At 54.0% G+C, this 23,950-nt stretch carries 18 protein-coding genes; 13 read left to right on the plus strand and 5 right to left on the minus strand.

Annotation, left to right across the window (positions count from 1 at the left end; genetic code table 11):
- The first annotated feature begins 106 nt into the window (after positions 1-106).
- Positions 107-409 carry a DUF2755 family protein gene (locus tag ACUY4Q_RS19090; RefSeq protein WP_458044275.1) on the plus strand — a complete coding sequence of 101 codons (303 nt, stop codon included), beginning with the start codon at positions 107-109 and terminating at the stop codon, positions 407-409.
- Here the strand turns inward: ACUY4Q_RS19090 and ACUY4Q_RS19095 are convergent.
- The 3 genes from ACUY4Q_RS19095 to ACUY4Q_RS19105 form a co-directional block, all read right to left on the minus strand.
- Positions 403-1,533: a DUF1615 domain-containing protein gene (locus ACUY4Q_RS19095; RefSeq protein ID WP_458044276.1), complete on the minus strand. Its 1,131-nt coding sequence runs from the start codon at positions 1,531-1,533 to the stop codon at positions 403-405. The two genes, ACUY4Q_RS19090 and ACUY4Q_RS19095, sit on opposite strands and share 7 nt — an antisense overlap.
- A gap of 14 nt (positions 1,534-1,547) precedes the next feature.
- A complete protein-coding gene (sbmA, locus tag ACUY4Q_RS19100) occupies positions 1,548-2,768 on the minus strand; it encodes a peptide antibiotic transporter SbmA (protein ID WP_458044277.1) in 1,221 nt (406 codons plus the stop codon).
- A gap of 117 nt (positions 2,769-2,885) precedes the next feature.
- A complete protein-coding gene (locus ACUY4Q_RS19105) occupies positions 2,886-3,419 on the minus strand; it encodes an isochorismatase family protein (RefSeq protein ID WP_458044278.1) in 534 nt (177 codons plus the stop codon).
- A gap of 198 nt (positions 3,420-3,617) precedes the next feature.
- Here ACUY4Q_RS19105 and ampH point away from each other — a divergent pair, with 198 nt between their 5' ends.
- Entirely contained in the window at positions 3,618-4,775 is a 1,158-nt protein-coding gene (ampH, locus tag ACUY4Q_RS19110) for a D-alanyl-D-alanine-carboxypeptidase/endopeptidase AmpH (RefSeq protein ID WP_458044279.1), read from the plus strand.
- A gap of 14 nt (positions 4,776-4,789) precedes the next feature.
- Here the strand turns inward: ampH and ACUY4Q_RS19115 are convergent, their stop codons facing one another.
- Positions 4,790-5,416 carry a helix-turn-helix domain-containing protein gene (locus tag ACUY4Q_RS19115; RefSeq protein ID WP_458044280.1) on the minus strand — a complete coding sequence of 209 codons (627 nt, stop codon included), beginning with the start codon at positions 5,414-5,416 and terminating at the stop codon, positions 4,790-4,792.
- Positions 5,417-5,509: 93 nt separating this feature from the next.
- Complete coding sequence (locus tag ACUY4Q_RS19120; RefSeq protein ID WP_458044281.1) at positions 5,510-8,452, minus strand: autotransporter YaiT-related protein; 2,943 nt, start codon at positions 8,450-8,452, stop codon at positions 5,510-5,512.
- Between the two features lie 481 nt (positions 8,453-8,933).
- Between ACUY4Q_RS19120 and hemB the strand changes: the two genes are divergently transcribed.
- From hemB to eutC, 11 genes are all read left to right on the plus strand, one after another.
- Positions 8,934-9,905 carry a porphobilinogen synthase gene (gene hemB / locus ACUY4Q_RS19125; protein ID WP_458044282.1) on the plus strand — a complete coding sequence of 324 codons (972 nt, stop codon included), beginning with the start codon at positions 8,934-8,936 and terminating at the stop codon, positions 9,903-9,905.
- A 131-nt stretch (positions 9,906-10,036) separates the two neighbouring features.
- The gene (gene olsF / locus ACUY4Q_RS19130) at positions 10,037-11,752 is read left to right on the plus strand and encodes a bifunctional ornithine lipid synthase OlsF (RefSeq protein ID WP_458044283.1); all 1,716 of its coding nucleotides are present in this window, start codon (positions 10,037-10,039) and stop codon (positions 11,750-11,752) included.
- Positions 11,753-11,884: 132 nt separating this feature from the next.
- Positions 11,885-12,514, plus strand: coding sequence for a response regulator (locus ACUY4Q_RS19135; protein WP_458044284.1), 630 nt, complete (start codon positions 11,885-11,887; stop codon positions 12,512-12,514).
- A complete protein-coding gene (locus ACUY4Q_RS19140; protein WP_458044285.1) occupies positions 12,514-14,055 on the plus strand; it encodes an MASE1 domain-containing sensor histidine kinase in 1,542 nt (513 codons plus the stop codon). The genes ACUY4Q_RS19135 and ACUY4Q_RS19140 overlap by 1 nt, the downstream gene beginning before the upstream one ends.
- An 86-nt stretch (positions 14,056-14,141) precedes the next feature.
- Entirely contained in the window at positions 14,142-15,443 is a 1,302-nt protein-coding gene (gene uhpC, locus ACUY4Q_RS19145; RefSeq protein WP_458044286.1) for an MFS transporter family glucose-6-phosphate receptor UhpC, read from the plus strand.
- Between the two features lie 13 nt (positions 15,444-15,456).
- Positions 15,457-16,488: an ABC transporter substrate-binding protein gene (locus tag ACUY4Q_RS19150; protein ID WP_458044287.1), complete on the plus strand. Its 1,032-nt coding sequence runs from the start codon at positions 15,457-15,459 to the stop codon at positions 16,486-16,488.
- 69 nt (positions 16,489-16,557) lie between these two features.
- Positions 16,558-18,636 carry an ABC transporter permease gene (locus ACUY4Q_RS19155; RefSeq protein WP_458044288.1) on the plus strand — a complete coding sequence of 693 codons (2,079 nt, stop codon included), beginning with the start codon at positions 16,558-16,560 and terminating at the stop codon, positions 18,634-18,636.
- 12 nt (positions 18,637-18,648) lie between these two features.
- A complete protein-coding gene (gene fbpC, locus ACUY4Q_RS19160) occupies positions 18,649-19,695 on the plus strand; it encodes a ferric ABC transporter ATP-binding protein (RefSeq protein WP_458044289.1) in 1,047 nt (348 codons plus the stop codon).
- A gap of 679 nt (positions 19,696-20,374) precedes the next feature.
- On the plus strand, positions 20,375-21,754 hold the full coding sequence (gene eat / locus ACUY4Q_RS19165) for an ethanolamine permease (protein ID WP_458047392.1): 1,380 nt from the start codon (positions 20,375-20,377) through the stop codon (positions 21,752-21,754).
- 9 nt (positions 21,755-21,763) lie between these two features.
- On the plus strand, positions 21,764-23,152 hold the full coding sequence (locus ACUY4Q_RS19170) for an ethanolamine ammonia-lyase subunit EutB (protein ID WP_458044290.1): 1,389 nt from the start codon (positions 21,764-21,766) through the stop codon (positions 23,150-23,152).
- Positions 23,149-23,928 carry an ethanolamine ammonia-lyase subunit EutC gene (eutC, locus tag ACUY4Q_RS19175; RefSeq protein WP_458044291.1) on the plus strand — a complete coding sequence of 260 codons (780 nt, stop codon included), beginning with the start codon at positions 23,149-23,151 and terminating at the stop codon, positions 23,926-23,928. Before ACUY4Q_RS19170 ends, eutC begins: the two co-directional genes overlap by 4 nt.
- Positions 23,929-23,950: the final 22 nt, after the last annotated feature.

A 23,950-nucleotide genomic window follows, 5' to 3' on the forward strand; every position in this document is an offset into this window, starting at 1 on the left:
CGCAATGAAATTATCACCATTCCGATGTTGACAATTTCTATGTGCTGTCAAAATGACAAGGTGTCACTGGCTTTGCGCCGGGAAAATGAATAAAGCGGAGGTCTCTATGGCTGACTTTACAATGTCGAAACCCTTTACGGGTAAAAAAACGCGCGACGCCTCCACGCCAGGTAACATTGCTTATGCGATATTTGTTCTTCTCTGCTTCTGGGCGGGCGCGCAACTGCTTAATCTGCTGGTCCATGCGCCAGGTGTCTTTGACCACCTGATGCAGGTAAAGGATGCCAGCCGACCGCAGGTTGAGATCGGCTTTGGCGTTGGTACCATTTTTGGCCTGGTGCCATTTTTGGTCGGCAGCGCAATCTTAGGCGTTATTGGCCTGGTGCTGCGCTGGCGACGTCATCACTGACCGGCCATACACTGCGCCCGACGATCGTCGACGCGCTTCGCAAACCAGGCGGTTGTGAGGTTGCGGGTGATTTTCGGGCTTTCCAGTTGAATGCCAGGTAGCATTTCCCTCGGTAATTTTTTCCCCGTCTTCTGTTCCGCCAGTCGATAGACACCCTGGTACAACGCTGTTTTCTCGAAGGCGAGACTGTCCCCAGCGGCGAGCTGCCTGTGGATGTCCCGATCGCTCATGCCCAGTTTAGTCCCCAGTTTTCTGACGGCCAGTTCCGTGCTTCCTGCCTCGCTGCTGTTATACAAAATGACGTCGCCATCCAGCGCGAGTTTTGTTCCCGTCGCTTTGCTTACAGCATTCTGAAATGCCGCATTACGGCTGGCGTACCAGCCCGCATTGAAATCGGCGAAACGGAAAATAGGGGCACTGTAATTGGCCGGGTAGTTGAGCAGATGCCATGTCCCGAACCACAATCCGCCGCGACGGGTAAAGACCTCCTGACGCACGGTTCCGGACATCGTCCAGGGGTAACCCTGGGTGTGCTTTTCAGCAAAAGCGATGCTGATTTGCATCGGCCCACCGGTATGCACCGGGTTGTAAGAGCCGAAGAGCTTCTGCCCCAGGGGAACCGTGCCGATCAAATCGTCGAAAATCTCACTCAGCTGCTTTTCCGTCCGCACGTTATCGAGGCGCTCGCTATAACTCTTCCCATTCGGCGATTCAATCTGCAGTGCGGTATGGACCAGCAACTGCGGAATATGGAGCCTGGCGGCCCGGCGGTCTATCTCTTTCCAGGCAATTTTGTTCAGCCCTGCCACAGCCGGATCGGCCTGATAGTTTGACTCTTGCTGCGCGACGGCCAGCACCGAACAGATATTTTCAAGGGTAGGATCCAGCCCCTGACTGTCGAACGTGGTCGCCAAATCTTTTGCCCATTGTTCTCTGTCTTTTACGCTGGCAGGCATTTTTTGCCGGACCACGCTCGCCACGTCCTGGGGTCTTTGCGCCGCCGGGAGATCTGCATTCCCCGGACGCGTTGTGGTGGTATTTTTACTGGTGGTACAACCGGCGAGAATACATCCCGCCAGCAGGGTCATTGTGGTCGCGAGAAGACGCGGCGCGCAAACTGACATTCGTGTTCCTTGCGTTAGCTAAAATGGTTGGTCATTTGCGCGACCGGCTGGCCATCCAGCTCATGTTCAAAACTGCGCAAACGTTTATAAATAGACATCAACTCAACCAGCGTTGTCCAGGAGGCAATCAGATACTGGAACGAGCTACGAACCTGCTCAAAGACGTTGGTTATCTGGCGCATTAAACCAAAGGTAATCGCGCCGGCCGCAATAGTCGGGAAAAGCACAATCAGGCCGAAAACCACATCGACCTGCAGATACAAAATACGCGCGATGTTGAAATACATATAGTGAAAGTAGAGGCGGAAATAGTTGCGACGTACGGCAGCAAACAGTTCACGCATGGTGTTCGGTTTCGCTCTATCAGCATCATCTTCACCGTAGACCAGTTCTTTACGATATGCCGCTTCCACACGTTGGTTTTTAAACTCCAGCCCCGGTAATTTAATCCCTACCGCCGCCAGCAAAAATGTCCCCAGCAATGACCAGGTAATCGCCGCAATCACCAGACCATAAGGAACATGCCCGACCAGCGGCAGCTCAGGCACGTGTGGAGAGAGGGCCACCAGCACTGGCAGGAACGCAATCAGGGTCATGACGGCATTGATAAAGCTGACGCCCATATCTTCCAGAGTCGTCGCAAAACGCATGGTATCTTCCTGCACACGCTGCGCAGCGCCCTCGATATGACGCAGTTGCTCCCAGTGCGCCATATAGTATTCGTTCATTGCCGTGCGCCAGCGAAAGACATAGTGGCTGACAAAGAAATTGTTTAACACCGCCACGGTGACGGCAATTAATGCTATCCACAGGAAAGTACCTATTTCGCCATAAAGCTGGCCGATGCTGACCTTATTAGGCGCACTGAGGGCAGTCTGAATCAGATCGTAAAAAGGGGCATACCAGGCGTTAATGGCGACATTCACTTCGACTAAAAACCAGGTGACAAAAATGATCAACGCGGTCCCGAGAATGGACCAACGCTGCCAACGGTGTGGTGAGATGAAAAACCATGCAAACGCAAACAAGCCGGTGCATAACGCATAATACGCATAAAATAACAAAAAATTGCGCGACCAGAATCGGGCGGCGCTGATTGGTACATCCGCTGACGCACCCGTGATGCGCAATAGCCAGCTTTCACCACCCGCCTGCCAAAATACCACGGCGATCATTGCCCAAATAAAAGCCGAGAGGAAAAACAGTTTCGGCGTTGGGAAAAAAGACTTAAACATAATGCTCTCCTGCTCTTTCTTATTTTTGCATTGCTTACACGACAAAGCTCACCCCGGATATAAAAATACCCGGAGCCAGCATAGTAGAGACGGATAATCAGACCTGAGCGTAGCGCCTTAGTTCGTCTGCCACTCGTTAAGAATTGTTTCGACGGATTTCACAAAAACGGGGTTTTGCGGCACGGTAAGGTTACGCCAGACATCATTGTAATGGGCGATGAGTGTTTCAGCCTGTGCCGCAGGACGATGGGCCGTGGTGTGGGCATCCCCGGCAACGGTTATGGCATAGCCCCGACTGGCTCCGTTTTTGACCGTGGTATCGACGCAGTAGTCCGTCGCACAACCACACATGACAAACCCGGTGATGTTATGTTCATGCAGCACATCTTCAAGCCGCGTTTTGTAAAAGCTATCACAAGCCGTTTTTGTGACGTAGAGCGCGCTGGCGGGCTGATAGAGTTCTGGAAGTAACTGGAAACCCGCACTTCCCTCCTCCAGTCCACCTTCTTCGATATGCTGGATAAATATCACCGTGTCCGCAGCGTTCGTCAGTTTATTGATCAGTTCTACACACTGTTCACGTCGAATGCGCGGGGTCGCAAACACCCCTTGCTGCATATCCACCACCATCACCACTCGCTTAGCTGACATTTTTGCTCCCGTTCGTCATTCTATTGCCAATAAAAGAGGTTACCACACGCCTCTGCCCCTATGATGTTCAGGAAAAAAGTTCATGTTTACGCATCGTTACGTAATTTCCGGAAAATATGCCTTTTTCGGTGCGTTGCAATACGCTGCCAGGTAGTATAAATACGCTCTATCTCTCTCTTTCTGATACGGATGCTTTCGTTGAAACGTTGTTTGTTTTTCTCCGCCATGCTGTTTGCCTGCGCGCTAACGCCAACCCATGCTGCGCAGACGTCCCCTGATCCGGCTTTTGCGTCCGAAATTGTCGATCGTTACGCCAATCATATTTTCTATGGCAGCGGCGCTACCGGTATGGCTTTGGTTGCCATAGATGGTAACCAGCGAGTATTCAGAAGTTTTGGCGAAACGCGACCCGGGACCAACGTTCGCCCGCAGCTGGATTCCGTCATCCGTATCGCGTCGATTTCAAAACTGATGACCAGCGAAATGCTGGTGAAAATGTTTGATCAAGGCATCGTCAAGCTGAACGATCCGTTAAGCAAATATGCGCCGCCCGGTGCGGTAGTACCGACCTGGCAGGGATCTCCTATCACGCTGTTAAACCTGGCGACGCATACCAGTGCATTACCGCGTGAACAGCCCGGCGGGGCTGCACATAGAGACGTGTTTGTCTGGCCAACGCAGCAGCAGCGCTGGAACTGGCTTTCTACTGCTAAACTTAAGGTCGGTCCTGGCACCCAGGCCGCCTATTCCAACCTGGCGTTTGACCTACTGGCGGATGCGTTAGCAAAAGCGGCAGGCAAACCCTATACACAGCTGTTTGAAGAGCAAATCACCCGCCCTTTGGGCATGAAGGACACCACCTTTACGCCGTCTCCCGATCAGTGTAAGCGCCTGATGGTTGCAGAAAAAGGCGCGAGCCCGTGTAACAACACGCTGGCAGCCGTTGGCAGCGGCGGAGTGTATTCCACGCCAGGCGATATGATGCGCTGGATGCAACAGTTCCTTTCATCTGACTTTTACCATCGCAATAATCAGGCTGACCGCATGCAGACCCTGATTTATCAACGTCATCAACTCACGCGTGTTATTGGGATGGATGTGCCGGGCAGGGCTGACGCGTTAGGGATGGGCTGGGTCTATATGGCCCCCAAAGACGGGCGTCCTGGCATTATTCAGAAAACCGGCGGCGGTGGTGGTTTCATTACTTATATGGCGATGATCCCGCAAAGTAATGTCGGCGTATTTGTGGTCGTCACTCGCTCGCCGTTGACGAAATTTACCAATATGAGCGATGGGGTTAACGATCTGGTGAGTGAAATGAGCAGCAACAAACCCATCGTGGTTCCTGCATCCTGACTAAATCATCGATTTTAATAATCGAAAGGCAAGCGGTTTACTTTTAATAGCTTGCCTTTATACATTTCTATGTAATTGCCTTTGCGTAATGCAGAAAGCACCTCGGCAATGACCGAGCGAGAAATCCCGGTCCGACGTTGAATATAGTGCATCACTCCCACGCGTGAACGTAAATTCTCATCCCAGTCAGACATGGTTAATAGCGTTGAGCGAATCTGATCGTATGAGCTGCTGCCAATAAGCTGGTTGTCTCGCGTCTCCGCCAGACGGTGCCACCAGGTAAGCCAGGAAAATGCTTCGCGCCAGAGCTGATGTTCATCCAGCAACGTCATCACTCGCTGAGAAGACAAATAATAACCGGTGCACAAACTTTGTGTGGTGTAAATATATTCCGTGGGGCGTTCAATCATACCTGCGCTCAATCCATCGATAAACGGGGCCTGAGCAATACCAATAAGGATATCGTTATATTTTCGGCCAATCGTCATTTCACCCTGACAGAGAATAAGAGTGACATCGTCAGGTTTACGATCTGGAAAAGAGAGCTGCGTGTTTTCTGGCATTTCAAAATGTGTGCCATGAGGGGAAAAGCATTTATCTAATGAATAGAATTCCGCAAGCGGCTTTTTTAATGAGATCATTTACGTTCCTTGTAAATAAAATTCCCGCTAATCCGTAGCGGGAATTTGATAAACAGAAAATAGCAGGGAAATGAACTTCCCTGCCAGTTTTTATTACCAGGTGTATTTCACGCCAACTTTAGCACCCCAATCCTGTTCAACGTCGCCGCCGCCCAGATAGGTTGCATCAGTGTAAGCACTGAAGTTTTTGGTGAAGCTGAACTGCGTACCCAGGCCAACACGAACCGCAGAACCTTCAACGCCATTATCGATAGAATCACCGTTCACTTTCGCAGTGTTGTTGGAGTCATCGTAGACGTAAGCCAGTTTGAAGTACGGGGTCAGAGCCTGATCGCTGCCGTAGGTGAAGGTGTAACCCGCATCTACGCCCAGTTCATAACGCAGGCTATCGTAATCCTGATCGCCCGCTTTCAGGTTGTTGCTCAGACGATAGTTATCACCAGACTGGAACAGGCCAGAGATAGCAGCGTACGGAGTAACATAGCCTTTGTCGTTAACTTTCCAGTCGTAACCGGCTTTCAGACCGAAGCCCCATGCATCCGTAGTGGAATCACCGTCAACATACTGACCGTTAGACATGGTTGCAGACAGGTCATTGCTGAAACGGCTGTAGCTCAGGTTACCATCAACGAAGATGTTGTTGTCGAAACGTGCAGAAGAGTAGATGTATGCGGACTGGCTATCCTGATCAACTTTGCCAGAACGATCGCTTACGTCACCTTTCGCAAAACCAGCCGCCGCACCGACGATCCAGTTAGCATTGTTGCCTTCAACGAAGGTATCAACACCGACCATGATGCCGCTAACGTCCTGATCGTATTCGATCACGCCGTTATCGCCGTTGAAGCTACCACCGAAGTAGTTAACCCACGCACCACCGTTATCTTTATCTGTCATGCCATGACGGCCATTAGTCAGACGAGTAGACAGGGTATCCTGTTGCAGATTCCAGATATTGGTATTTGCAGAAGGAATGCTCAGCGCCATGTTGGCATAGTCGGTCAGCTCACGCTGACGCAGAACAACGGTGTTACCTTTCTGCTGAGCTTCGTAGGTGTAAGCACCCAGATCGGCTTTGTTAGCCGCGCTGAAGGTCGCAGTGGTGTTCTTATCGTTGACATAGATAATTTCTTTACCTTTATAGTCAGCGATACGGCCTGCACCGGTGGAGTTATCGATACGAACTTTGTAGTTGCCTTTGGCAGCGGTTACGTCGTCAGTAGCGCTGTTATCCAGTTCATTACCGCCATTGATATCTCCGTTGCCGTTGATAGTCAGGTGACCATCGGAGTTCATTGCAATGACACCATAGCCATAGTTAGCTTTGGTTTTGCCGTTGGTGCGGTCGTTGACCAGGTCAGTATTCATGACATAGTTGCTGCTATGAATATCGAACACACCTGCATGGATATTACGATGAGTGTCAGTGGTGCTGGTCAGATTCAGAGTATCAGCCTGGAACGGATTAGCATCAAACTCATTGACATTCACATCCAGAACACCGTGATTTGTTACGGTGATGGTGTTGGCGTACAGAGCTGCGGAATCAAAGTTCCAGCCAGAGGCAATATCGTCGGCCAGTTTTACGGTACTGTTATCAATAGACAGGCTATCGGTCGCAACATGACCATCTTCGCCGATGTTCAGCAGAGAGTTATTTGTTAATTTAATGCTGTCGGAAACGAGTGAGGAATCACCAACATTAACTTTAGATCCGCTATCGATAGTCAGCGTATCGATATTAGACGCATTGACGGTGTTCCAAATTGAGCCGTTCTTCAATGCTACATTAAATACGCCACTCTGGAAAACTTCATTGTCAATAACTCGGTTCCAGGCATTTCCTTCGATAACAGAGTTCGGATAAATGCTATTGCCTGTAACGTCATACCAGTTCGCTGAAGCGATTGCTTCATAATCGGAAGTTGCAGAACCCGTCCATTTAGAGCCGTTATCCAGCGTAATATTCAGTTCATCAACATTCAGCGCATCATCAGCCCAACCGCCGTTGGTGTCTTTCGCGCCATCAGCGTTGCTATCATGACCCTGAGGATAGAAATTCGCATTCCAGGTGCTTTGGAAAACAACATCGCCAAGCAGCGTAGAGTTGTCGAAGTTAACGTTGTTTTTCATTGAATAGTTAGATGCTGCGCTATCGCTGAAATACAGCGCAACGTCATTAGCGGTACCGTTACCACTATATTCACTTGGTTCAGCAGAGTGACCGTAGAAGCCTGAAGTCTCCAGTGAAGTCACTGAGCCAGAGGTTACAGTAGAATTGGAAACGTTGATGTTGTTATCCCAGGTATGGGATTCAGTCGTGTAGGTATTGTTAACTGTATTACCTTGAGTCAGGCTGATACCAGCCACACGAGAGTTGTTAGAAATATTGATATTGCTTTCAACATCAAGATTTACTGCAAGGCCAAGACCTGACTCATATGGATAACCTTCACCTGCCGCAGTAGTGAACGTTTCATGAGTAGATTTCGTGACGTCACCATCAAGATAAGAATCAGTGAAGTAAAGTGCTTCATAGTCGTCATCAACGATAGAGTTAGAAATATTCAGCGTAAATACATCGCCATCATGCCAGTTTTCATCAATGACACGATCGCTACCATATTCAGAGTACTGATAAGCACTACCATCAGTGCCAACCCCAATAGGCAGATGAGATGTGATAGAGCCATGAATAACTGAATTAGTCACGTTCAATGTGTTATCTGAACCATCAGTACCATTTGTATAGTCATGATTCAGATAATAGGTAGAAATCGTGCCATTCACGGTATCGCCGTTGAACGTCTGATCAAAATCACCATTAGCATTATTGTGGTAAACAAAACCACTATAATTCACATAGTTGCCATTAGCTGTACCTGGCGCATCCATATTGCTCCAGTCAAGAGCGGTTTTAGGATTATCAATGTAATTCCAGGTATCGTAAGTCGTCGCATTTGCCTGAGAAGCGATTGCCAAAGTGCAGGCTAATGCCAATTGAGATACTACAAGTTTCTTTTTCCAGGAGTGCATTTGTCATCCCTCCTCAGGGATATTATCGTTGGTCCATCAATTATTAATGCATCAAATACAATCAAGTTTCGTTGCGGAGAAAATTATGCCGTACATAAACCAAATGGTTCAATTAAAGTTCACGTAAAGTCCGAATTCGGACAAATTACATTTACCCGTCATTAATACTGGCAATTTAAATAACAAAACTCATATTTATCATGCAGATAAAAAGAAACACCCTGGCTTTATGAATTAATAAAAACGAAACACATATCAAAGCAAACCCGATTAAAACCAAAAAGCATTTAATATATAAATGTAATTTGTAATAAAAATAAAAAACCATCATTAATTCAAGACAGAAATATCACACTAATCTATAATTCTGCCACTGCCAATTCCTTCGAGCCTGCTCGCAGTTAAAGGCGATTTTGGTAAAACACACCCTTCTTTTTTCAGATACACTATCCCCCACGTTTCCTAAGACTTCAGGCAAATCATGACAGACTTAATCACCCGCCCGCGCCGCCTGCGCAAATCCGCCTCGCTGCGCGCCATGTTTGAAGAGACAACGCTGAGCCTGAACGACCTGGTGTTGCCGATCTTCGTTGAAGAAGAGATTGATGATTACAAAGCGATCACCGCCATGCCGGGCGTGATGCGCATTCCCGAAAAGCATCTTGCGCGTGAAATTGAACGTATCGCTAATGCCGGTATCCGCTCGGTAATGACCTTTGGTATCTCTCACCACACGGACGAAACGGGGAGTGACGCCTGGCAGGAAAACGGGCTGGTGGCGCGTATGTCGCGCATTGCCAAAGATGCGGTGCCGGAGATGATCGTCATGTCCGATACCTGTTTCTGCGAATACACCTCGCATGGCCATTGTGGTGTGCTCTGCGACCACGGCGTCGACAATGATGCCACCCTGTTAAACCTCGGCAAACAAGCCGTGGTAGCGGCAGCGGCGGGTGCCGACTTTATCGCTCCGTCAGCGGCAATGGACGGCCAGGTACAGGCCATTCGTCAGGCGCTCGACGCAGCCGGTTTTACCGATACCGCCATCATGTCCTACTCCACAAAATTTGCCTCCTCCTTCTATGGCCCGTTCCGTGAAGCGGCCGGTACTGCGCTGAAGGGCGATCGCAAAACCTATCAGATGAGCCCGATGAACCGTCGTGAAGCCATTCGCGAGTCGCTAATTGACGAAGCCGAAGGCGCAGACTGTCTGATGGTGAAACCGGCAGGTGCCTATCTGGATATCCTGCGCGATATCCGTGAACGCACCACCTTACCGTTGGGGGCCTATCAGGTCAGCGGCGAGTACGCGATGATCAAATTTGCCGCCCAGGCGGGCGCCATTGATGAAGACAAAGTGATCCTAGAAAGCCTCGGCGCCATCAAACGCGCAGGTGCGGATCTTATCTTCAGCTACTTCGCCCTCGACCTCGCCGAACGTAAGATTTTGTAAGCCCTCAGGCCCGACGGGACCTGTCGGGCCATCTTAATGTGGTTAACGAGATGGTCATTTATTCACAAAGGTGAAATGTAAGTGTCATCCGCAGCTTCTACTGTCATCGCAAGACGGCAGGAGGAGATACCATGTTTAGTCTCGATAGCGTTCTTGATGACCTCTGGCCCCAGGCCAAACCCGCGCCCTGGCAAAAAAATCTGCTCAGACATCTGTTATACGAAAAAGAGTTTCAGCAGTTTGCCGCCAGCCACCCGCACCTGAAAGGTCTGGATATGGTTGAGCAGGTCCTGGAGCACTTGCAGATCCGCTGCACCATCCCCGCCCACGACATCGAACAGATCCCCGAGCATGGCCCACTGGTGATTGTTTCTAACCATCCGACAGGCACTTTGGACGGACTGGCGCTGCTGTATGCCGTTTCACGCGTGCGCCGGGATGTGAAAGTGGTAACCAACAGGATGCTCAGCCATCTTGAACCCCTCAGTTCGTTGTTTATTCCCGTCGACAACATGGGCGGACGCACGCGCAAAGCCTCTCTTCAGCAAATGGAAAACCAGTTGCAAAGCGGCGGCGTGCTGATCTTTTTCCCGGCTGGTGAAGTATCACGTCTGACCCGCAAAGGGATCCGCGACGGTAAATGGCATCCGGGTTTTGTGAAACTGGCAAAAAAATTCCGCACGCCGTTGCTGCCGATGTGGATCAACGCGCGTAACAGTCCGCTGTTCTATGGCGCGGCATTGCTTTCCGATACGCTGCCGATGCTGCTGCTCATGCAACAGATGTTCCGCCGCCGCGGCACCCCCTTACCGATTACCATCGGCCAGCGCATTCCCTGGGACAGCTGGCAGTCCCCTTCCCTGTCCGCGCGCGACGTAGCGGATAAATGCCGCAAACACGTGCGTCGACTGGGCAAAAAGGTGCCGGGCGTCTTCAAAACCGAGTGTGCGATTGCACGCCCGGAAGACAGAGCGACATTGCGTCGGGAGCTAAGCCGTGCGGAGTGCCTTGGCCGCACCGCTGATGGCAAAATGATTTACCTCTGGCAACGTCAGGGCCAGGAAGATGTGCCGCTGCTGCGCGAACTGGGCCGCCTGCGTGAAATCGCCTTCCGTGCCGTTGGCGAGGGCAGTGGCAAGCGTCGCGACACGGATAAGTATGATGATGATTATCTGCATCTGATCCTGTGGGACGAAACCGATCTGGAAATCGTCGGCGCATACCGTTTTATGCCGACCGCGCGTCAGGTAGAAAAACGCGGTCCGGAGGGTCTCTACAGTCACAGCTTGTTCCATTATGACGAGCGGATGTCCGACGTCCTTGAGCACGGTATCGAACTGGGGCGCAGCTTTATTCAACCGCGCTACTGGGGCCGTCGCGGCCTCGACTATTTATGGTCCGGCATTGGCGCTTACCTGGCGCGGTATCCGCAGTATCGCTATCTGTTCGGCCCGGTGTCGATATCCGGCGGCTTCCCGCCTGCCGCACGGGATTTGTTAGTGGCCTTCTATCGCCTCTGGTTCCCGGCAAGCTGGCCGCTGGCAGCTTCTCGCCGCCCCTGGCCTGCCACCCTCCCGGACGTACTGGCGCAATTTACTGGCGAAGATTACACCGAAGATCTCACCCGTCTGAAATCGATGTTGGGCAATCTTGGCTGCGCAATCCCGCCGCTGTACAAACAGTATTCTGAATTATGCGAACCCGGTGGCGTGCAGTTTATCGACTTTGGCTGCGACCCGGATTTCAATAATTGTGTAGATGGCCTGGTACTGGTGGATTTAACGCGCCTGAAAGCCAATCGCTATGAGCGTTATATCGGCGTGCATCTTGACGAGACGGCCGCCTGAGGGCGGTCTTATTACCGTATAAGAAGCGGTAAATATTGCAATTATGTTACATCGATTGCATATCGCAGACCTGAACGTTGCCAGCCCTGAACCAGACGGCATGATAAAGCTTTCGGCTGGCGAGAGTGCGTTATGGTACGTGTGGTTCTGGTGGATGATCATGTTGTAGTGAGATCCGGGTTTGCTCAGTTACTGGGCCTTGAGGACGATCTCACCGTCAGCGGACAATACAGCACTGCCGCTGACGCCTGGCCTGCGTTATTGAAAGACGATGTTGATGTCGCGGTGCTGGATGTCGCCATGCCGGATGAAAATGGCCTCAGCCTGCTAAAACGTCTGCGTCAGCAGCGGCCAAACTTTCGCGCGATCATTCTCAGTATCTATGACACCCCCGCCTTTGTGCAAAGTGCACTGGACGCGGGTGCCAGCGGCTATCTGACAAAACGCTGTGGCCCCGAAGAGCTGGTGCGTGCGGTCCGTTCTGTCGGCCTCGGCGGTCACTATCTCTGCGCCGACGCCCTTAAAGCGCTACGTGGTGACGTCCAACCGGTTAAAGTCCTCTCAACCCTTACTCCTCGCGAGCGAGAAGTGTTTGATTTACTGGTGAAAGGTGACAGCGTCAAAGAGATCGCCTTCAAACTGGCGTTGAGCCACAAAACCGTGCATGTCCATCGGGCTAACGTGCTCGGCAAACTCAGTTGCAACAGCACCATCGAGTTGGTGCATTTCGCGCTCAACAATAACCTTCTGGCCAGCCACTGATGTCGCGATCGCTGCGTCACGGCGTCATATCGCTGTTTATCATTCTGGCCTGGGGGCCGGGCTGGCTGATGCTGTGGACGCTCAGCTTCTACCTGACCCATAACGGTCAACAGGCTGTGCTGTTCCTGCCCCATGGCGTCTATCTGGCTTTGTTAATTCTGCTTTCCCGCCGCTTCTGGCCTGCGCTGTTGCTCCCGCAACTGGCGCTGATTTTCTGGCTTTACAGCGAACAGTTAATAAACGGTTTCACGATGCTCGCCGCCCCCTTTATCAGTTTGCTGCCGGCGTTCTTCACCCAGCGGTACTGGCACCGATTCCCGCTCTACTGGCAGCGACTCACTCTGGTGTTAGCAGCAGTGACCGTGACTGCGCTGCTTCATACGCTGCTACTGGCCCCGTTTCTACATAGCCCCATACTGCTTGCCGGGCTGGCCTCGTTTACCGGCGGCGTCCTGCTTACCCCTTTTACCTATCTGATTTTCGAGTTCCTGCGCCAGCAGCATCGCCATCATCTGCTGGGGCTCGACACCCTCGCGCCGCCGCTGCGCACCTCGCTGATTATCTGGTGCAGCCTCTTTTTCATCATCGGTATTGGCACCCAGATGGTGCTCTCACCGCAGATAGAACGCCTGTTGCTGATTGTGGTGTTCTTGCCCAACGTGGTGATGGCATGGAAATTTGGCTGGCAGGGCGGCGTCATGTCGGGCCTGCTCGGCAGCATGCTCATTACCCTTGCCCGTCAGGTCGGGGTCGGTTTTACCGATTTGCTGGAGCTGGAGATTTTCCTCGCCACCCAGGCGCTGTTGGGTATTGGGCTTGGGATCGCCATCAGCCGCCAGCAGCATCTGGCTCTTAATCTCGACCACTATCGCCGCCGGCTGGAAGGCGAACTGCACGCACGCCAGGCCCTGGCGGAAAAATTGATTCACACGGAAGAGGATACGCGCAAAAGCCTTGCCCGTGAGTTACACGATGAAATCGGTCAGAACATCACCGCCATTCAAATCCAGTCGCAGTTAGTGAAACGAGCCGGCGACACGCCTCAGGCGCTGGAAGCCGCCGAACAGATTAATGCGCTGGCCCGGCGCATCCACCACTCCACCCGCCAGTTACTGCGCCAGCTCCGACCGCCGGTACTGGATGAACTCTCCTTACAGGAAGCGCTGCACCATTTGGTTAACGAGTTTGCTTTCGCCGAGCGCGGCATTGACTGTCATTTTGATTACCGACTCAGTGCCCCACCCACCAGCGAGACCCTGGTCTTTACCCTCTATCGACTGTTGCAAGAGTTGCTCAATAACGTCTGTAAACACGCCAGCGCCAGCCAGGTGCGCATCCGCCTTAGCGAACAAGATGGCCGCTTATGCCTTGAAGTGCATGACAACGGCATCGGCATCACGGCCGAGAAAATGCCCGGTTTTGGTATTCAGGGCATGCGCGAGCGCGTCCATGCTCTCGGCGGTGAACTGACCCTCGAATCCCGCCAGGGAACATGCGTAACTGTTAACTTGCCCACAATTTTGCAACAAACCCCACGCTGACCAGGAAAAAGTCTTAGTCACCTGGGGAGTTTCTCTCATCCCCTTTCATCTGCGCTTACCTATAGTCAGCGCAACTGGAGACCGTTATGCACGCCATCTCGCCAACTGACATTGACCACCGTTACCGAACGCAGCGCTCGCGTCTGTTGCTCTCCATGGTGGTGGGATACGCCGCGTTTTACCTCACGCGCAAAAGCGTGAACTACGTGCTGCCGGCGCTGCAAAGTGATTTGGGTCTCGACAAAGGCGACATCGGCCTGCTGGGGTCGCTGTTTTATCTGAGCTATGGCCTGTCGAAATTTGCCGCAGGATTGTGGCATGACAGTCACGGGCAGCGCGCTTTTATGGGCTGCGGGCTGTTTGCCACCGGGCTGCTGAACGTGGTGTTTGCCTTTGGGGATTCACTGCCGTTGCTGCTGGTTGTCTGGACGTTAAACGGCTTTTTCCAGGGCTGGGGCTGGCCGCCCTGCGCACGACTGTTGACCCACTGGTATTCGCGCAATGAACGCGGTTTCTGGTGGGGCTGCTGGAACATGTCGATCAACATTGGCGGAGCCATTATTCCGCTGATATGTGCCTTTTCCGCCCATTGGTGGGGCTGGCAGGCCGCGATGCTGACACCGGGGATTATCAGCATGGCACTCGGCGTGTGGTTAACCATGCAACTGCGGGGGACACCGCAGGAAGAGGGACTACCGAGCGTAGGCGAATGGCGGCACGACCCGCTGGAGCTGCGCCAGGAGCAACAAAGCCCACCGATGGGCTTATGGCAGATGCTGCGTGAGACGGTGCTGCGAAACCCATTGATTTGGCTGCTGGGCTTCTCTTATGTACTGGTCTATCTGATCCGTATTGCGCTCAATGACTGGGGCAATCTCTGGCTGTCGGAAAGCCACGGCGTCAACTTACTGAGCGCCAACGCCACGGTGATGCTGTTTGAAATCGGCGGCCTGCTGGGGGCGCTGTTTGCCGGATGGGGCTCTGACCTGCTGTTCAGCGGGCAGCGCGCACCGATGATTTTGCTCTTTACCCTGGGGCTGATTGTCTCAGTAACCGCGCTCTGGCTGGCGCCGGTACACCACTATGCCTTGTTGGCAATGTGCTTTTTCACGGTGGGCTTTTTTGTTTTTGGGCCGCAAATGTTAATTGGTCTTGCCGCCGTCGAATGCGGACACAAGGCTGCGGCAGGCTCGATAACCGGCTTTCTTGGCATTTTCGCCTATCTGGGGGCCGCACTGGCGGGCTGGCCGCTGTCACAAATTATTGAACACTACGGCTGGTCGGGGATGTTCAGTTTGCTCTCCATCGCCGCCGTACTGATGGGTTTATTACTGATGCCGCTGTTGATGGCGGGCATTGCAACATCACGCAGTCCTGGTACCTCATAAGAAGGAAAAGATAATGAAAGTCACCCTACTCTCTACCCTGGTTGCAACCGGCCTTGCGCTTTCCGCCTTTAGCGGCGTTGCCAAAGCAGAAGGTCGTCTGGTGGTTTATTGCAGCGCCACCAACGAAATGTGTGAAACGGAAACGCAGGCCTTTGGCGAAAAGTACAACGTCAAAACCTCATTCATTCGTAACGGCTCTGGCAGCACGCTGGCGAAGGTCGATGCTGAGAAGAAAAACCCGCAGGCTGACGTCTGGTACGGTGGCACCCTCGACCCTCAATCTCAGGCAGGAGAAATGGGTCTGCTGCAGGCTTATAAATCCCCGAACCTTGATCAGGTGATGGAAAAATTCCGTGACCCGGCGAAAGTGAAAGGCAACCTCTCCTCAGCGGTGTACGTTGGTATTCTCGGCTTTGGCGTGAACACTCAGCGCCTGAAAGAGAAAAACCTGCCGGTGCCAAAATGCTGGAAAGATCTGACCAAACCGGAATACAAAGGCGAGATTCAGATTGCCGATCCACAAAGCTCCGGCACCGCTTACACCGCACTGGCGACCTTTGTCCAGCTGTGGGGCGAAGATCAGGCCTTTGATTACCTGAAACAGCTCAACAGCAACGTCTCACAGTACACCAAATCCGGCATTGCCCCGGCGCGCAACGCCGCCCGTGGTGAAACGGCAATTGGTATCGGCTTCCTGCATGATTACTCACTGGAAAAAGAGCAAGGCGCACCGCTGGAGCTGATCTCGCCTTGTGAAGGCACCGGCTATGAAATCGGCGGTATCAGTATCCTGAAAGGGGCGCGTAACATTGATAACGCCAAACTGTTTGTTGACTGGGCGCTCTCCAAAGAAGCACAGGAACTGGCGTGGAAAAAAGGCAAGTCTTACCAGATTCTGACCAACACCACGGCAGAGACGTCGCCGAACTCACTGAAACTCGATGACCTGAAACTGATCAGTTACGACATGGATAAATACGGCTCCACGGACGTACGTAAGGCGCTGATTAATAAATGGGTTAGCGATGTGAAGATGGGCAAATAAACCCACACCTGCAGCATTTGCCGGGTGAAGGCGCAACCGCCCCACCCGGCCTACAACACCGGAACGCTTATGTCACACACACTCACTCTCCATCCCGCCAAAAAACGGGATGCGGTCTTCCTTTGGGTTTTACTCGGCTGGCTGGCGTTTGCCCTGCTGCCGAGCTGGAGCCTGGATTACGGCCTGACCGACTCAACGTCCGATGAAATTCTCGCGGCCTACGGCTGGTCACACCTTAACGTTAGCTGGTTATGGTACTTGCTCCCCACCGTGCTGGTGCTGCGCCCGCTCAGTGAAGCGAAACGTGAGCAGCGCGGCCGCCACTACTTTGATGCTGCCTGGGCACTGCTGTGCATCGCCTTTGTGGCGATCAGCGCCACGGTTGAAGGCCGTGGGCTGGGCTATGCCAGCATCGTGCTGTTCGTCGCGTTAGGCGCGGTGATGACGCTGGCGTTGACCCGTCTGGAGTGGCTTGGCGGTGACCGTTTCGTCATTGGCTCGCTGATCACGATTGTGGCGGGGATCAGCATCTTTATCGTCTGGCCGAGCATCGCCATATTTATTCCGATGTTCACCACCGACAGCGGCGAGTTTGCCCCGTTGGCCTTTATGAGCGTGCTCTCGCAGGCGCACATCATTCAGGTGATCCTCAACTCCATCTGGCTGGCGATGGCCGTTGGCGTCGGCTGTACTTTCTTCGGTCTGGTGCTGGCGATTTACACCACGCGCATTGCCAAACGCAGCGCCATTATTGGTCGCGTGTTTTCCATTTTGCCTATCGTCACCCCGCCGTTCGTGGTGGGCTTAGGCGTGACGCTGATGATGGGGCGTTCCGGCTACGTGACCGAGCTGATGGTCGACTGGTTTGGACTGACCAACACCAACTGGCTGTATGGCTTTACCGGCATCTGGCTGGCGCAGGTGCTGGCCTTTACCCCGATGGCCTTTATGATCATCGACGGGGCCATCAAAACGATACACCCTTCACTGGAAGAGGCGTCTTACACGCTGCGCGCCAGCCGCTGGCAGACCTTTAACGGCGTTTTCGTTCCGCTGCTGAAACCGGCGCTGGCGAACGCTTTCCTGATCGTGGTGGTGCAGTCGCTGGCCGACTTCAGTAACCCGTTGGTACTGGGCGGAAACTTTGACGTACTGGCAACGCAGATCTACTTCTACATCACCGGTTCGCAGCTTGATTATCAGGCGGCGAGCACGCTGGGTGCCTTCCTGCTGCTCTTCTCTCTGCTGGTGTTCTGCGTGCAGTACATGTGGATTGGCAAACGCTCTTACGTGACGGTCTCCGGGAAATCCTACCGTGGCGATGTGCAGCCCCTGCCGGTCACCCTGGTCTGGACCGTGATTGCGCTGCTGACGATTTGGGTGGCCTTTAATGCCCTGCTTTACGGCAGCATTTTCTACGGCAGCTTCACCGTCAACTGGGGCGTGGATTACACCCTGACGCTGGACAACTTCATCAAACTGTTCGGCCAGGGAATGAGCGACGGGGCATGGCCTTCACTGCTTGATACGCTGCTTTATGCCGGTATTGCCGCACCGATCACCGCCGCGTTTGGTCTGTTGATCGCCTGGATTGTGGTGCGCCAGCAGTTCAAAGGTAAAAAGACCATCGAGTTCACCACCATGCTGTGCTTTGCCGTACCGGGCACCGTGGCAGGCGTCTCCTACATCCTCGCCTTTAACAGTGCGCCGGTTTACATCACCGGTACCGCGGCGATTGTGATTATGTCGATGGTGATGCGTAACGTGCCGGTGGGGATTCGTGCCGGTATCGCGGGCCTCGGTCAGATAGACAAATCGCTGGATGAAGCCTCGCTCAGCCTGCGCGCCGGGTCACTGCGTACCATTACGCAGATCCTGCTGCCGCTGCTGCGCCCGGCCATTTTGTCCGCGCTGATTTACAGCTTTGTTCGCGCCATTACCACCGTCAGCGCCATCGTCTTCCTGGTCACCCCGGACACCCGCGTGGCAACGGCCTACATCCTGAACCGTGTGGAAGACGGCGAGTATGGCGTGGCCATTGCCTATGGCTCAATCCTTATTGTGGTGATGCTCGCCATCATCTTCATTTTTGACTGGCTGATCGGTGAGGCGCGTATCTCCCGTTCTAAAGCCAAGAACCAGGCGTAACGGAGCATGACCATGACACAAAAACATTTCGTTGAATTGCGCAACGTTAATAAGCAATTCGGCAGCAACACGGTGATTGAAAGCATCAATCTCGCCATTCCACAAGGTGAGATGGTCAGCCTGCTTGGCCCTTCGGGATGCGGAAAAACCACCGTGCTGCGCCTGGTCGCCGGGCTGGAAAAACCCACCGGCGGGCAAATTCTCATTGATGGCGAAGATGTCACACACCGTTCTATTCAACAGCGTGACATCTGCATGGTGTTTCAGTCCTACGCCCTCTTTCCCCATATGTCGCTGGGCGAGAACGTCGGTTATGGCCTCAAGATGCTTGGCGTTCCGCGCGCAGAGATCAAAACCCGCGTCAAAGAGGCGCTGGCGATGGTGGATCTGGAAGGCTTCGAAGACCGCTTTGTGGATCAGATTTCCGGTGGGCAGCAACAGCGTGTGGCGCTGGCCCGTGCGTTAATTCTGAAGCCTAAAGTGCTCCTGTTTGATGAGCCGCTGAGTAACCTCGATGCCAACCTGCGTCGCAGCATGCGCGATAAAATTCGCGAGCTGCAAAAGCAGTTCAACATCACCTCACTGTATGTGACCCACGACCAGAGCGAGGCCTTCGCGGTGTCCGATACCGTACTGGTGATGAACAAAGGCAAGATTATGCAGATGGGCTCGCCGCAGGATCTCTACCGCCAGCCCGCATCGCGCTTTATGGCAAGCTTTATGGGCGATGCCAACCTGTTCCCGGCGACCTTCCAGCAGGATAGTGTGGATATTTACGGTTACCGTTTGCCGAAGCCTACCCATTTTGCCGCGCAGGGTACGGGGACGGTGGGCGTACGCCCGGAGGCCATCACCCTTGGCGAGCACGGCGAGGAGAGCCAGAAATGCGTCATTCAGCACGTCGCCTATATGGGACCGCAGTATGAGGTGATTGTGGAGTGGCACGGTCAGCGTATTTTGTTGCAGGTGAATGCTACGCGTCTGCAACCCGATGTGGGGGATAGCTACTACCTGCAAATCCACCCCTACGGTATGTTCGAGCTGGCGGAGAGCGTGTAGTTATCCTGGCAGCGCCAGGGTAAGGGGAACATGCGGCTCTGAGGGTCGTTCCGTTCACTTTATGTTCTTTGCTTTTCTGTCACGCCAGAACCCGTGAACGTGCCAGGGTGGTTCACCGCCACCACCCTGGCGACCCGGGCTCCCGGCCAGGAAAATCGCCGCTGGCGCGGTCCACTATTCGCCCCATCCCTGGGGCTCACCCTTTCAGGGCTAGCGCAAGCGCTATTCAAAATTGCTCCAGGCAATTTTGTCAGCGTATGCCTTCAGGCTTATCGGGGACGGGCGAAGGTAACGTCCCTGTAAAGTCGCCCTCGCCGCGCATCCCTGCGCGTCGCCCCGGCCTTACGGATACGCTTCATCGATTTTCAGCCGGACCCTGTCATCGCGGTGGCTGTTTCATTCTCATTGAGCAATGTTATCGCTGTAAAACGTGAGGGAGAGAAGCACTGACAAACCGCACAAAACGATCCCCCATCCCACATAATATTGATGATGGAAGCCCTTCACCAATTCAGGGCGCGCTGCACCAGGCGCTGACTGCCTGCGGTGCATCCTGTTCCTGTTTTACCTGGCAGCGCCAGTTAAATAAAAACAACCTAATGAATATTCAAGATTTATTGAATCTGGCATCGCCTTTGCACCTACGCCATTACTGTGTTTAATGGCGAGGCAGTAAATGATGATCACCGAATCAACCACACTAAAAAGAACACTCGGCAGCTTCCGTTTGTGGGGTATTGCCGTTGGGCTGGTAATCTCAGGCGAATATTTTGGCTGGAGTTATGGCTGGTCGCAGGCGGGGACGCTGGGCTTCCTGATTGTCGCGCTGGCGATTGCCGCCATGTACTGCGCTTTTATTTTTAGCTTTACCGAATTAACGACGGCTATCCCCCATGCTGGCGGCCCTTTCGCTTATGCTTATCGGGCATTTGGCCCCACCGGCGGATTTATTGCCGGCTTCGCGACCTTAATAGAGTTTGTGTTTGCCCCTCCGGCTATTGCGATGGCGATTGGGGCTTACCTGAACGTGCAGTTTCCCTCACTCGATCCCAAATGGGTCGCCTGCGGCGCGTACGTGATTTTCATGACGTTAAATATTCTGGGCGTTGGGATAGCGGCAACGTTTGAATTAATAGTCACTCTGCTTGCCATATTCGAGCTGCTGGTCTTTATGGGCGTGGTCGCACCGGGCTTTTCATGGGATAACTTCACCGCTCACGGCTGGGCAGGCGCAGACAGTTTCAGCGGGCTGGCCCTGCCGGGCATGTTTGCGGCTATTCCGTTTGCTATCTGGTTCTTCCTCGCCATTGAAGGGGCGTCGATGGCGGCAGAAGAAGCCAAAGATCCGCAGCGCACTATTCCTCGGGCACTGGGCGGCGGCATCCTGACTCTCACCGTACTGGCAGTGGGCGTGATGATGTTTGCCGGTGGCGTGGGCGACTGGCGCACGCTGTCAAACATCAACGACCCTCTGCCGCAGGCGATGAAAGTCGTGGTGGGTGACAGCAGCGGCTGGCTGCATATGTTGGTCTGGCTGGGGCTGTTTGGTCTGGTGGCGTCGTTTCACGGCATCATCATGGGCTACTCACGACAGATTTACTCGCTGGCCCGCGCAGGCTATCTCCCGGCCAGTCTTGCGAACCTGAACCGCAAAACCCGCACCCCACATCTGGCCATTCTCGCCGGTGGCGTGGTCGGTATTGCCGCCATCTTCTCCGACTCTCTGATTACCATCAGCGGGATGCCACTGACCGCATGCATTGTGACGATGTCGGTATTCGGCGCTATTGTTATGTATATCACCTCAATGGCCGCGTTGTTCAAATTACGCCGCAGCGAGCCAAACCTGGTGCGCCCGTTCAAAGCGCCGCTGTTCCCGATTGCACCGGCGTTTGCGCTGGGCATGGCGGTGCTCTGCCTGGTGGCGATGGTCTGGTACAACACGCTACTGGCGCTAATTTTCGCGCTGATGATGCTCGGCGGTTATATGTGGTTCCGTAAAACGGCGTCCGCCCGTGAACGGGCTGCGCTGGACCCGCAGTTGCGTGCTCTCTCCTGAGGAGACGGAATGTACAAGACAACTCTGGCGCACCGGACATACCGTTTCGCCAGCCTGAAAGAACTGATGGCAAAAGCCTCCCCGGCACGTTCCGGGGATGTGCTCGCCGGCGTGGCCGCGCAGTCGGCGGAAGAACGCATGGCGGCCAAAATAGCCCTCGCCGATCTCCCGCTGCGCGAGATCCTCGACAACCCGCTTATTCCTTATGAAAGCGATGAAGTCACCCGGCTGATTATCGACACGCACAACGCCGATGCCTTCAGCGCAATTCGCCACCTGACGGTGGGCGATTTTCGTGACTGGCTGCTGGCAGATGCCACCGACAGCACCGTCCTGAGCGCGGTGGCGCCAGCGATTACGCCGGAAATGGCGGCTGCGGTGAGTAAATTGATGCGTAATCAGGATTTGATTCTGGTCGCCAGCAAATGCAGCGTGGTAACCCGCTTTCGTAACACCATCGGCCTGCCCGGCCACCTCAGCGTGCGCCTGCAGCCCAACCACCCGACTGACGACTTAAAAGGCATTGCCGCCAGCATGCTTGATGGCCTGCTGTATGGTGCCGGCGATGCGGTGGTCGGTATTAATCCGGCCAGTGACAGCCTGCCGGTGCTGGACAGGCTCAACCATATGATGGCTGACATCATCAACCGTTTCAGCATCCCCACACAATCCTGCGTGTTAACCCATGTCACTAATACGTTGCAATTGATTGAGCGCGGCTCGCCGGTCGATCTGGTGTTCCAGTCGGTGGCGGGGACCGAGGCGGCAAACAGTGGCTTTGGCATCAATCTGGCGATGCTGAAAGAGGCCCAGGAAGCCGCGCTCAGCCTGAAACGCGGCACGCTCGGTCATAACGTAATGTATTTTGAAACCGGTCAGGGCAGTTGCCTGTCGGCCAATGCTCATTACGACGTCGACCAACAAACCTGTGAAGCCCGCGCCTACGCCGTGGCGCGCCACTTCAGCCCATTGCTGGTCAACACGGTGGTCGGGTTTATCGGGCCGGAATATCTCTACGACGGTAAGCAGATTATCCGCGCCGGGCTGGAGGATCATTTCTGCGGCAAGCTGATGGGGCTGCCGATTGGCTGCGACGTCTGTTACACCAACCATGCAGAAGCCGACCAGGATGACATGGACACGCTGCTTACGCTGTTGTGTAACGCCGGACTGACCTTCCTGATTGGCGTGCCGGGCGCAGACGATATTATGCTCAACTACCAGAGCACGTCATTCCACGATGCGCTCTATGCTCGCCGCCTGCTCGGGCTGCAACATGCCCCGGAATTTGCCGACTGGTTAACCCGCATGCAGATCATTGACGCTCACGGGCAGCTCCGCCTGACGGGGGCCAACCATCCGCTACTCAGCGCCCTGCCACAAGGAGCACCCGCATGAATCCCCCTGATGCCTGGACCCTGCTGCGGGAATTTACCGATGCCCGCATTGCCCTGGGCCGTAGCGGCGCCAGCCTGCCAACCCGCGAGGTGCTCAACTTTGGGCTGGCCCATGCGCAGGCCCGGGATGCCATCCACCAGCCCTTCGACAGCGAAAGCCTTGCCCGACAGCTTCAGGCACTGGGCCTGAAAACCCTGGAAGCGCACAGTGCGGCAACCGACAGGCACGTCTATCTCAATCGCCCGGATTTGGGGCGCCAGCTCAGCGATCAAAGCCGCGCAGAGCTGACCGCCAGCCGCACGTCACCTCACGATCTGCTGCTGGTGATTGGCGACGGCCTCTCTTCTCATGCCGTTCATCGCCAGTCAGTGGGCCTCATCACCGCCCTGCTGCCCTATTTGCAAACCCTCGGGCTTTCGCTCGGCCCGGTGGTGCTGGCGCATCAGTCCCGCGTTGCGCTGGGTGATGACATCGGCGAAACCCTCAACAGCAAAGCGGTGGCGATCCTGATTGGTGAACGTCCCGGTTTATCCTCACCGGACAGCTTAGGGGTTTATCTGACGTGGAAACCGGCGCGCAAGCGGCTGGAGTCTGAACGTAACTGTATCTCCAACATTCGCCCGGAGGGGCTGCAGTTTGAGGCCGCCGCGTTTAAGCTCGCCTGGCTGCTGGAGCAGGCTTTTTTGCGCAGGCTCACCGGTGTGAAACTGAAAGATGAGAGTGACAATCCGGCGCTGCATGACCGGGTTAAACCACGTATCGCCCTGCCCCGTTAATCCTGGTCTTCGCCGCGTGATT

The organism is Phytobacter cepae (assembly GCF_054165735.1).

Bases quoted from the DNA above. Each gene is read 5' to 3' on its own strand.
- ACUY4Q_RS19120 (WP_458044281.1), bottom strand. From the start codon at position 8,452: ATGCACTCCTGGAAAAAGAAACTTGTAGTATCTCAATTGGCATTAGCC.
- ACUY4Q_RS19135 (WP_458044284.1), top strand. From the start codon at position 11,885: ATGGTACGTGTGGTTCTGGTGGATGATCATGTTGTAGTGAGATCCGGG.
- ACUY4Q_RS19090 (WP_458044275.1), top strand. From the start codon at position 107: ATGGCTGACTTTACAATGTCGAAACCCTTTACGGGTAAAAAAACGCGC.
- ACUY4Q_RS19140 (WP_458044285.1), top strand. From the start codon at position 12,514: ATGTCGCGATCGCTGCGTCACGGCGTCATATCGCTGTTTATCATTCTG.
- ACUY4Q_RS19155 (WP_458044288.1), top strand. From the start codon at position 16,558: ATGTCACACACACTCACTCTCCATCCCGCCAAAAAACGGGATGCGGTC.
- ACUY4Q_RS19095 (WP_458044276.1), bottom strand. From the start codon at position 1,533: ATGTCAGTTTGCGCGCCGCGTCTTCTCGCGACCACAATGACCCTGCTG.
- sbmA (WP_458044277.1), bottom strand. From the start codon at position 2,768: ATGTTTAAGTCTTTTTTCCCAACGCCGAAACTGTTTTTCCTCTCGGCT.
- ACUY4Q_RS19115 (WP_458044280.1), bottom strand. From the start codon at position 5,416: ATGATCTCATTAAAAAAGCCGCTTGCGGAATTCTATTCATTAGATAAA.
- olsF (WP_458044283.1), top strand. From the start codon at position 10,037: ATGTTTAGTCTCGATAGCGTTCTTGATGACCTCTGGCCCCAGGCCAAA.
- fbpC (WP_458044289.1), top strand. From the start codon at position 18,649: ATGACACAAAAACATTTCGTTGAATTGCGCAACGTTAATAAGCAATTC.
- eutC (WP_458044291.1), top strand. From the start codon at position 23,149: ATGAATCCCCCTGATGCCTGGACCCTGCTGCGGGAATTTACCGATGCC.
- ACUY4Q_RS19105 (WP_458044278.1), bottom strand. From the start codon at position 3,419: ATGTCAGCTAAGCGAGTGGTGATGGTGGTGGATATGCAGCAAGGGGTG.
- eat (WP_458047392.1), top strand. From the start codon at position 20,375: ATGATCACCGAATCAACCACACTAAAAAGAACACTCGGCAGCTTCCGT.
- ACUY4Q_RS19170 (WP_458044290.1), top strand. From the start codon at position 21,764: ATGTACAAGACAACTCTGGCGCACCGGACATACCGTTTCGCCAGCCTG.
- uhpC (WP_458044286.1), top strand. From the start codon at position 14,142: ATGCACGCCATCTCGCCAACTGACATTGACCACCGTTACCGAACGCAG.
- ACUY4Q_RS19150 (WP_458044287.1), top strand. From the start codon at position 15,457: ATGAAAGTCACCCTACTCTCTACCCTGGTTGCAACCGGCCTTGCGCTT.
- hemB (WP_458044282.1), top strand. From the start codon at position 8,934: ATGACAGACTTAATCACCCGCCCGCGCCGCCTGCGCAAATCCGCCTCG.